Genomic DNA, 10,714 nt, shown 5'->3' on the forward strand with positions numbered 1-10,714 from the left:
CCCATGACGCCAACCCCCTACAACACCGATCTGGACCGCAACCCCGCCAATTATCAGCCCCTGACGCCGCTGACCTTTCTCGATCGCGCGGCAGCTGTGTTTCCCGCGTATACTGCGATTGTCCATGGCCCGCTGCGGCGCAGCTATGCCGCCTTCTATGCACGCTCAAAGCAACTCGCCTCGGCTCTCGCCCAGTTGGGCATCGCGCGGGGGGATACGGTTTCAGCCCTTTTGGCGAATACCCCTGCCATGCTGGAATGCCACTACGGTGTGCCGATGTGCGGCGGTGTCCTGCATTCGGTCAACACCCGACTGGATGCTGCAATTATCGCCTTTCAGCTCGATCACGCCATGGCGCGTGTGGTGATCGCGGATCGGGAATTCATGCCGCTTCTGCAAGAGGCGCTGGCGCTGACCACGGTCAAACCCATCCTGATCCAATACGATGATCCAGAGTTTGACGGGCCAAGAACCGAGGTTGACGCCAAGGACTACGAAGCCTTCGTGGCACAGGGGGATGCGAATTTCGCCTGGTTGCTGCCCGAGGACGAATGGGACGCGATCTCGATCAACTACACCTCCGGCACGACCGGTGATCCCAAGGGCGTGGTGTCGCATCATCGCGGCGCCTACCTTTTGGCGCAGGGCAATGCGCTGACGGCCTCCATGCCAAAACACGCGGTCTACCTCTGGACGCTGCCGATGTTTCACTGCAACGGCTGGTGTTTTCCCTGGACGCTGTCCGCCATCATCGGCACCCATGTCTGCCTGCGTCAGGTTCGGGCCGAACCGATCTGGATCGCGTTGGCAGACGAGCGTGTGACCCATCTTTGCGGCGCGCCGATCGTTATGTCGCTGATGATTTCGGCCCCCGATGCGGTGAAACGTGACCTTGACCACACAGTGCAGTTCTTCACCGCTGCGGCCCCGCCGCCCGAAAAGCTGTTGGCGGACATGAAGACCGCGGGCTTTGACGTTACCCATCTTTATGGCTTGACCGAGACCTATGGTCCGGCCGTCGTGAATGACTGGCACGAAGGCTGGTCCGATCTCCCCCCCGCGCGTCAGGCCGCCCTCAAGTCCCGTCAGGGTGTGCGCTATCTGCCGCTGGAGCAGTTGGATGTGCTGGATCCTGTAACGATGCAGCCGGTGCCGCGCGACGGCCAGACGATGGGCGAGGTCATGTTTCGCGGAAACGTCGTCATGAAGGGATATTTCCGCAATCCCAAGGCCACAAAGGAGGCATTTGATGGCGGTTGGTTCCATTCCGGCGATCTGGGTGTCATGCATCCCGATGGCTATATCCAGCTCAAGGATCGCTCCAAGGATGTCATCATCTCGGGCGGCGAGAACATCTCCTCCATCGAGGTCGAGGAGGCGCTGTATCGGCACCCCGCCGTTGCCGTGGCGGCGGTCGTCGCTATGCCCCATGAAAAATGGGGCGAAACCCCTTGCGCCTTTATCGAACTGGCCCCGGGCCAGCAGGCCGATGCGGCCACGATGAAAGACTGGTGCCGCAAGGAGCTTGCGGCCTACAAGGTTCCGGGCCGCTTCGTATTCACGGCCATTCCCAGAACTTCGACCGGAAAAATCCAGAAATTCGTTCTGCGCGAGCAAGCAAAGACAATTCCGATCGGCACGGCGTCATAACGACTGGCGCAAACATGCCAATTCGGGTTTGCACCTGTAATCATCCGGCGGTGAAGGGGCCCGAATGGATGGCAGCCAAAGCCTGCCGCGCCGTAGCATCCTGGTCCGTCGCTGGACGTCTGCTGTAGGCCGGTCCGCCCTGCCACTATGATTTGCGAACCGGACTTCGCAAAGGGCGTTATCTGCGCCAAGCCGTCAACGGGGCAACTCACGGAATGGGACAGATTGGGCTCAATTGCGGACCTGCGCCGCGGTTGCACTTCAGATCGGCTAGCGAAGTGGAAAGTGAGCGAGAACTTCAGCATGGGCCACTCCCCGAAACCAGACCAGAGTCACGATCACTGAGCGGAATCCGTCGATTGCCAAGTCACAAGAATGTTGTCCCAAATAAACAATATGGTTTTAATACCCAGACAGATTCCCGGATGGTTTCACCAAAAATCGCTTGCCAGGGTGCGCACCGAAAAGTGCCGTTTTGCTCACGCTTACCGTAAGGCAAGCCCCGCGCCCAAGATCCCCAGCACCCGGCCAATCTCTGCGATATTGGTTACGGTGCTATCATAACACACTACCGCATCACCCGGCAGCAGATAGGGGTCATAATCGTCGCGGTCAGCACGGCGCAGCAAGTTTTCGATGTCTCTTTCCACCACCACAGAAACTTTGGTCAGTGGATTGCGCGAAAACAAGACCGCAGACCGGCCCGCGCTTGTCGAACGCGATCCGCCGACACAGTTTGTGTCGATGACAGCCTGCAAATAGCGCGTTCCATAGGGAATTTCCCGCACATCGCGCCCCACTGCTGCGCCCGCATTCCCTGCCGCCGGTTGCGTCAGATTCGACAGGAAAAGGGACACACCCGGCGGGCTGACTGGGCTTGGTTTCATCAGATCGTCCTGAAAACATTGGCGGCTTGGCACAGTCACTTCGTCGCCGGTCAACAGCATGACGTCACCATCATCGCGCCCTTCGAGGACTCCGCGAAGGTCGAGTTTATAAACCCTGCCACCGCGCCGGACTTCAACGGCGGAAAGGTCCGCATCCGGCCGCACCCCGCCGGCCGCCTGCAACGCCAATGTCAGGTTCCGCCCTTCGGTCGAAGACCCCAACGCCGCTTGCCGGCGGGCGTCCACGCTATCCCCGGGGACACCGCCTATTTGCACCGGACGCGCCTCGAAGACCGCGCCGGTCACGCTGACCTTGACCGAGGCGAAATCCTCCACACGAACGGAAATACGGGGCAAGACCTCATAGAACCCGTCGGCGACAAGGGCCCGCTCTATCGCGGCTTCCACATCGCCGGTGCTGCGGCCCTGGGCCTGAAGTGGCGCAAGAAAGGGCAGTTTAAGCATACCGTCGCGGGAAATCACATAGGAACCGGTAAAGGTCTCGTCGTCGCCGATACGCACGTCCAGCAGGTCGTTGCGCGACAGCCGCTCTCCCGCGAGCAGTGATCCAGACACGCTGCCCCCCTTGCCGCGGCTTCCCCCGCTCTGTGGCAAACATTTCTGTTCATTAAGGGCGGCCGATTGAAGAAATGGCTGAGCGTTGCGGGTCGCGGGTGGCAACCGGTATTGCGCCTGATAGGCACCCCCGTCGATCGCGGGTTCAATGTTCTTGGGCTGAACCTGCCCACACCCCGTCAAAAGAAAAAAGGCAATCGCGGAACACGTGATCGGAATGTTGTAAAATGCCACGTCTGACCCTTGCGAAAAAGCTTGTGCGTTCCGCGCAACCTACGCGGTCAATCCAGATTGGTCCATCCTTCCGTATGCGAAACGCCCTATCCGAAAGGATAGAGGAAGGCCCAATCAACCCTTGGCCCTGACCGGAGGCGCACAAGCCTTGGCTGGCGGGATGCCTTATCAAGTCCATACCACCTTATCTATCTGGACATTGAAATGACCCTGCCCCGCATCAATTTCGGCCCCCTTGCCCGCAACCTTCTCGCCTATGGCGCGTCAGAGGTTGCGGCAAAGGCATCGCGGCTATTGGTCGTTGTGGCCGTTGCCCGGACGATGGATGCCAGTCAGATCGGTCTGGCGGCAGCGGCCCTTGCCGCCTCGGACATCCTGAAGTCGTTGACGGAGAATGGCGTTGGTCAAAAAATTATCTCGGCCCGCGATGAAGATCTTGCGGCGACCTGCGCCACAGCGCACCGCATATTCTGGGTTTGGTGTGTCGGGTTGTTCACCGCGCAGGTCGCAATCGGAACCGGCCTTTACATAATCGGCGGCAACAGGACACTTTTTGCGCTGATCGTGATCCTGGCTGCGGAATACCTGTTCATGCCAGCCGGACTGGTTCAGGTTGCTCTGGCGATGCGCGAAGGGAAACTGCGCCAGACCGCCGCGATCGGCGCCGGACAGGTTGTCGGCGCAAATTTTGTATCCGCCGCGCTTGCGTTGATCTGGCCAGGCGCGCTGGCGCTTGTTTTGCCACGCCTGTTGTGCGCTCCGATCTGGTTGATCGGGGTGCGCCGCCTTCGCCCCTGGACGCCCGACACAACCACGGGTTACGCCCCGCTACGCCCGTTCCTGGCGTTTGGCTGGGCTGTGCTGGGGGTCGAGGTCGTCAAGGCCTTGCGGCTTCAGGCCGACAAGCTCGTGATCGGAGCCTTGCTTGGGGCCGAGACGCTTGGCCTTTACTTTCTGGCGTTCAACGCCGGACTGGGGTTGGCCTCGTCGTTCTCCGTTGCCTTTTCGACGGTTCTTTTCCCGCATCTGTGCAGCGCCGAAAACCGCTCTGGCGCCCTGCGTCAGGCGATCATCATGTCGCTTATGCTGATTTCGCCCGCAGTAATTCTACAGGCAGTTCTGGCGCCCTACTATGTGCCGATCCTGTTTGGCGACGGGTGGGATGGGATCAGCGACGTGGTGTCGATCCTGTGCCTTGCCGCCATCCCCGCGACGCTCTGGTCCGCTGCGGCGGGCTGGCTACGCGCCACGGGGCGCCCGCAAATCGAGCTGTCGGTAACGGTGGCAATGACCGTTGCCCTGATCCTGAATACCGCCCTTCTTGCGCCCTATGGCCTGAAAACCATCGCCATCGGGTATCTGGTGATTGCCACGATAACACAACTCGGCGCCTCGCTTCCCGCCATCTCCTATGCCTTTCGTCCATCGCTACAGAAAGCCTGACACATGCCCCGTTTTTCAATCGTTATCCCTTGTTTCAATGCCGCTGCCACCCTGCCCGCAACGCTGGACAGCCTTCGTGCCCAGACGCTGAACGATTGGGAGGTGCTGTGCATCGACGACGGGTCAACCGATACGACTGCCGCGCTGATTGATGCCGCCGCCGCACAGGATGGCCGGATCTGCCGCATTGCAAACACGGGGAAAGGCCCGAGTGCGGCGCGCAATACAGCGGCTTTGGACCACGCGCGGGGCGACATCATTGCATTTTGTGACGCGGACGACCTGTGGCAACCGGAAAAGCTGGCGCACCTTGCGGCCACATTTCAGGACCTTTTCATCGACGCCTGCTTTGCGCGCATCGGTTTTTTTCGGAACACCCCAGCCGACGCACTCGTCTTTTCGACGGTGCCCGACACCAACCTGACCGTTCAAATGCTTTTGGGTGAAAACCCAGTCTGCACAATGTCCAACATCGCCATTCGCAAATCCGCATTCACGGCGACCCGCGGGTTCAGGGTTGACATGGTGCACAACGAGGATCTCGAATGGCTGGTCCGTCTTGTCGGGGGCGGGGCGACCGTGACCGGACTGAATGAAACGCTGGTCTGGTACCGGACCAGCCCGACCGGCCTGTCCTCTGACCTGTCAGCGATGAACGCTGGACGAACTCAGGCGCTGATCGCCGCGCATGCCTTCGGCGTCCGCCCGGCAGCCCGCTCCGAGGCGATCAACAAGCGCTACCTAGCACGGCGGGCGCTGCGCCTTGGCCAACGGTGGGCGGCGCTGCGCTACACGCTTCAGGGACTCATCCTCAGCCCGAAGGGTTTTTTGCTGCCACTGCATCGCGGGGCCGCCACTGCGCTTGGCGCATTTTGCGCGCCGTTTCTGCCGCGTGCCGCCCGCATCGCGCTTTTCTCGAATTAACCCGTCCGCCAAAGGAATTCCGACATGACCAAAGCGACAATCATCGTGCCGGCCTACAACGTCGAGGCCACCCTTGCCGAAACCGTGACAGCCCTGATCGCTCAGACTTTTGACGACTTTGAAATCATTATCATTGACGACGGATCACAGGACCGCACACCGCAAATCGCGGGCCGGTTTCTGGTAGATCCACGGGTGCATGTTGTCCGCCAGCCCAATCGCGGGCTGGCTGGCGCGCGCAACAGCGGCATTGCCGCCGCGCGCGGCACCTATATCGGGTTCTGCGACGCCGATGACATTTGGGAGCCAGGAAAACTGGCCGCTCATGTCGCACATCTCGAGGCAAATCCGCATGTCGGCATCAGCTTCTCCGGCTCTCGCCTGATTGACGAAGCCGGTCGCGATACAGGCATGGCACAGCGCCCCCGCCTGACGGGCATTACCCCCGCACATGTATTCAAACGCAACCCGATCGGAAACGGCTCTACACCCGTCATCCGCCGCGCGGCACTGGAGGCGATTGCATGGCGCCCGCGCCACGAGACGTTGCACGACTGGGTCTTCGACGAAACCTTTAGCCAGTCCGAAGACATCGAATGCTGGTTGCGGCTGATCCTGTCAACCGACTGGGAGATCGAAGGCATCCCCGGTCTGCTGACATGTTACCGCGTGAACAGCGGCGGTCTTTCGTCCGCCACGGACCGTCAATACGCCGCCTGGACCCGCATGATCGAAAAGCTGACGCCTTTGTCGCCAGCGTTCTTCGCGCAGGAAACACCCGTCGCGCGGGCCTATCAGCTTCGCTATCTTGCACGCCGCGCCATCAGTGATCGCGCCGGAAACCGTGCCGCGATGCTGATCCGGCGCTCGTTCTCTGCGTCATTGCGCCCCTTGATCGAAGAGCCCGTGAAAACCTGCGTCACCCTTGGCGCGGCCATTGCTCTGCGTGTCTTGGGCAACGGCCCATTGTCCCCGCTCTTTTCCCTGATGGTCGGCCTCAAGTCGCCCGCGCCTCGTGTTTGAACCGGAGTTCCCTTATGACCCTTCCTCGTATCGCCCATCTTGTCGACGACACCTCTGCTGGCGGCGTGACACGCGTTCTTGATTTTATCCGGTCCAATCCGGATATGGCGCGATTTGCACAGCACGTTGTGCACGTGCTGCCCCGTGGCAAGATGTCAGCCCCAAGCATGGACGCTGATGTTTTAGTCTCGCATCTGTCAATCAACTGGCGCGGATTGGCGGGCCTGATGTCGCTCCGGGCGGCCAATGCGGCAGTGCCTATGATCCACGTCGAGCACAGCTACACCGCGGGTTTCACCGGCAGCAACGTTCTGCGCCGCGCACGGTTCCGCACGCTGTTGCGCACCGCATATGCGCTGTTTGACCGTGTCGTCGCCGTCAGCGAGGATCAGGGAAAATGGCTGGTCGCGCGGGGCGTGGTTCAGCACAATGCGCTGTCGGTCATTCCCTCTGCCGTCGATGTGGCGCCGTTTCTGGCCCTGTCACCACGGTTCGACAGGCCAAAAGTGATTGGCGCCATTGGCCGCTTCGACACCCAAAAGGGCTTTGACACCCTGATCAAGGCGTTCCGACAAAGCGCGCATCCGGATCAGGAACTGCACCTGATCGGGGACGGACCGGAACGGGAAAATCTTGAAACACTCGCCGCTGGCCATCCCCGTATCACGTTTACCGGGTTTGCCACGGATCCGGTTGCCGCTATGGAAAAGGTCGATGCTATTGCCATGCCGTCCCGCTGGGAGGCCTACGGCCTTGTCGCCCTTGAGGCACGCGCTGCGGGGCGTCCGCTGGTCGTATCCGCCATCGACGGGTTGAACGACCATATCGCCAGGGGCGCAATCGCCGTATCCAGCCATTCCGTTGATGAATGGGCCTGCGCCCTGAACCGCCTCAACGAAACCCCGGACAGTTTTGCGATGGCCTGCGCCCGGAAGGACGCGGCATCGGCGGGCAAGGCATTTTCCCAAGCCTGGAACGCCCTGCTGGCGTCGGTTCTGAACAAGGAACCGGCGGCTATCGCTGCCTGACCCCGTTGTCAGGGCGGATGGCTCCCGCGCCCCAAAGTTTGGGGCGGGGCATGACTTTATTCCGTTGTGGGCGTCAGGACCCTTTGGCCGCTGGAACCCCAAGCCTGTCATCCGACATCTCGCGCGCATGACGGCCAAGGATCATCAGGGCGGGCCAAAGCATATAAGCCTCGATTTCCATGTTCTCGCCAAAGGACAACAGGATCAGAGTCATCACGATCGCCATAGGCAACCGGCCCCTTGGGCCGCGGGTGGCATCATACATCACCAGCCATGTCTGCCAGACCATCGGCACCAGAAGGGCGGCAAACCCCGCCACACCTTTGACGAACAGCAGGGCATACCACGTGTGATGGCTGCCGATGGGCATGAATTCAACAATATGCGGGCCGGGCTGCACCGTGCCGTGACCGAACCATACGGCCTCGCCTTTCCAGCGTTCATAGGCGATGCGCTGCAAGGTTTCGCGCACCCTTGTGCTATCGGCGCGCGCCCCCTTGAAGGCCTTCACCCCGTCCGCCATGCTTTGCATGACCATAGGGCCGATCACCGCCATCGAGGCCGTCAGAGCCGCCCCCGCCTGCCACGCCCACCCGCGCAATAGCAGCGGCATCAGGCGCGGCACGGTCGTACAGGCGACCAGCCCGACAAGCCCCATCCGCGATTTCGACGCAAGGATCATGAAGACGCCAGCCGCGATTCCGATCGCCTTCCAATTACGGTTCTTTTCCTCCAGCGCAAAGACCACCATCACAACACCCAGAAGCGCCGCAAACGGCGACCAAGGGGCGTAGAACTGCCAGCGTGGCGTCCATGTCGCGGGATCATAGGTGAACAGGTAAACCGAGAAATACTCTGGCCCCGGACCGCCGATAGCCTTCAGCGGTGAGGTGAATATCTTTTCCGGCAGACCGATATAGGGGGCAACCAGCAGCAATGGTGCCAGCACCAGCGTCCAAAGCGCCACCACACATTGCCCCCGCACCAGAATGTCGCGCCGGATCGGCAAAACCGCCCCCGCAAGCGGGAAAAGGGCCAACAAGGCCCACCCTTTCGCCCAACCAATGCTGGACTTTATCGTTTGCTTGGTGCCGAGGCTCCAGTCCAGATGCCCCAACCACAGCACCACAAGCATCGCGGCCATCCCGATCAGCCAGGCCCAGACCACCGGCGGAATGGTGCCTGTCGCGCGCAGATCGGACCGGATCGCGGGGCCAAGGTATAGTGAAAGCACGGCAATCGCCCCAAGGGTCCAGGCCAGAACCGGCCCTACGACGTAAAGAGCGCCGACGAAATAGAACGGCCAGGTCCAGACCAGCGTCTTGTAGACCAGCGTTTCGACCGGATTGGCGGGGCGCAGATCAGGCGTCATGCAGCCGCTCTGCGGGGGTTTTCAACAACCGTCCAATAAGAGTGCTGCGCAACCAGCCCAGAGCCAGCCCCATCAACAACATGACAGTCGCCGCGCTGCCTGCCGCAACAACCAGCATCCGCTTGGGCGAAGACGGGCTATCGGGCAATGATGGGTCTTCCAGCACCTGAACCAGGGGGTAGGAAGCATAAATGTCGGATTTCGTACTTTGACTGCGCGCAATGGCCGAGGCGAACACCGCTTCGGCCACCGTAAAATCGCGTTTCAGGTCTTCCAGCCGTGCGGCGGTCGACGCCAAGGCACGGACCCTTGAAGTTTCGTCTTTCAATCGCCGGGTCATGCCCGAATATTCGGCCGCCAGACCGCTGCGTTCCGCGTCCAGTTGAACCAGTTGCGCCAAAAGGGCGGCCTGTGCCCCCATCGGCGCCAGATCCAGCCGGGCGATATCTTGCGCCGTCAATCCGGTGATTTGAACGGCACGCACCTGCGACCGGTCGCGCGCGGCGCTATGACCGCTCCGGGCTTCGGTCACCTTTGGATGCGCGTTGCCGTATTGCCCCTCGACCTCGGCAAGGCGCGCCGCTTTGGTTGCCATATCCGCTATGATCGCGGAAAATTCCGAATCCGCATTCAGTTTCAGGGCTGCAACGGCCAGTTGTGGCGTCAGGCCCAAAGTTGCCTCCAGCGCGGCAGCGGCCTGCGTCTTCTGGCTCAGAGATCCGGCAAGATCGCGAACACGGGTGTCCAGCGCATCGGCCTCGATCACCATGGCATCATATTGATCGCCGGAAACCAGACCTGTTTCCGTTTGAAGGTTCGCGATTGCCGCGCGCGTCGCCCCGACAGAGGCGCGGTAATCGTCGATCGCGCCCTTGCCACCGGTCTGGCGAACATCCAGTTCATCCGCCCGCAATGCGTCCAGTTCTGTGAAGAATGCGGCGACAAGGGCCTTGCCCCGCGCCTGCGCATCCTCGGGGGAATTACCGACCATTTGCACCCGGATCAGGCCGGTCTGGTCCACAAGCTCGATCCGGGGGGTGCCAAAATCACGTTTTCTCATTTGCATGCCAGTCGCCGCGGCATCAACAATCCTGTCGGCACCAATCAGGCGCTGGTAGGTTACGGTTGGACTGACAGAATTGCTGGCAAACGCCGAATTGGCAAAAGACGAGGATTGTCCAATATCGCTTAGGTTGACCGAGGCAGAGGCGCCGGACCCCGGCAGGATCAGGGAAATATTGGTCGTATAGCGCAAGGGCGCCGTCGCAAGATAGCCCGAGATCGGAGCCCATATTCCCGCAAGGCCCAGCAGGAAGAAGGCCGCGTAACGCGGCAAGCGGCCTGCGTCCGTGATCCGCCCCCCCTTGACGATCCGCCCGATCGACAGGTCACGCACAGGGAGGCGCAGCACGCGAATGCGCGACATCAGGCGCGCTTTGGCCTGTTGATCATGGTCGATTGTTGTGTCTGTCGCAGTCATATCGCGGCTCCTTTTGTAAGGGGCACCTCTAAAAATTGCGCCTGATCTGACGGCGGTGTAGACATTGGGCCAGTGTGAGATGGAGGCTGGTTGTCAT

General features: G+C 61.0%; 8 protein-coding genes. 5 read left to right on the top strand and 3 right to left on the bottom strand.

The features are described from left to right. The first annotated feature begins 3 nt into the window (after positions 1-3). Positions 4-1,650, top strand: a complete 1,647-nt coding sequence (locus tag ACEN2R_RS14690) for an acyl-CoA synthetase (RefSeq protein ID WP_442043425.1) — start codon at positions 4-6, stop codon at positions 1,648-1,650. Positions 1,651-2,135: 485 nt separating this feature from the next. Here the strand turns inward: ACEN2R_RS14690 and ACEN2R_RS14695 are convergent, their stop codons facing one another. Next, on the bottom strand, positions 2,136-3,113 hold the full coding sequence (locus ACEN2R_RS14695) for a polysaccharide biosynthesis/export family protein (protein WP_442043426.1): 978 nt from the start codon (positions 3,111-3,113) through the stop codon (positions 2,136-2,138). 438 nt (positions 3,114-3,551) lie between these two features. Here ACEN2R_RS14695 and ACEN2R_RS14700 point away from each other — a divergent pair, with 438 nt between their 5' ends. The 4 genes from ACEN2R_RS14700 to ACEN2R_RS14715 are packed head-to-tail and all read left to right on the top strand — an operon-like array spanning position 3,552 to position 7,765. Next, complete coding sequence (locus ACEN2R_RS14700; RefSeq protein ID WP_442043427.1) at positions 3,552-4,790, top strand: oligosaccharide flippase family protein; 1,239 nt, start codon at positions 3,552-3,554, stop codon at positions 4,788-4,790. A 3-nt stretch (positions 4,791-4,793) separates the two neighbouring features. Next, positions 4,794-5,714, top strand: a complete 921-nt coding sequence (locus ACEN2R_RS14705; protein ID WP_442043428.1) for a glycosyltransferase family 2 protein — start codon at positions 4,794-4,796, stop codon at positions 5,712-5,714. Between the two features lie 24 nt (positions 5,715-5,738). Then, entirely contained in the window at positions 5,739-6,737 is a 999-nt protein-coding gene (locus ACEN2R_RS14710) for a glycosyltransferase family 2 protein (RefSeq protein WP_442043429.1), read from the top strand. A 14-nt stretch (positions 6,738-6,751) separates the two neighbouring features. Continuing rightward, entirely contained in the window at positions 6,752-7,765 is a 1,014-nt protein-coding gene (locus ACEN2R_RS14715; protein ID WP_442043430.1) for a glycosyltransferase, read from the top strand. A 73-nt stretch (positions 7,766-7,838) separates the two neighbouring features. Here the strand turns inward: ACEN2R_RS14715 and ACEN2R_RS14720 are convergent, their stop codons facing one another. Together ACEN2R_RS14720 and ACEN2R_RS14725 are read right to left on the bottom strand one after the other, a co-directional pair. After that, the gene (locus tag ACEN2R_RS14720) at positions 7,839-9,137 is read right to left on the bottom strand and encodes an O-antigen ligase domain-containing protein (RefSeq protein ID WP_442043431.1); all 1,299 of its coding nucleotides are present in this window, start codon (positions 9,135-9,137) and stop codon (positions 7,839-7,841) included. After that, the gene (locus ACEN2R_RS14725; protein WP_442043432.1) at positions 9,127-10,617 is read right to left on the bottom strand and encodes a hypothetical protein; all 1,491 of its coding nucleotides are present in this window, start codon (positions 10,615-10,617) and stop codon (positions 9,127-9,129) included. The genes ACEN2R_RS14720 and ACEN2R_RS14725 overlap by 11 nt, the downstream gene beginning before the upstream one ends. Positions 10,618-10,714 lie beyond the last annotated feature (97 nt).

This window comes from Pseudogemmobacter sp. W21_MBD1_M6 (genome assembly GCF_052119585.1).
GTDB lineage: Bacteria > Pseudomonadota > Alphaproteobacteria > Rhodobacterales > Rhodobacteraceae > JBGQOJ01.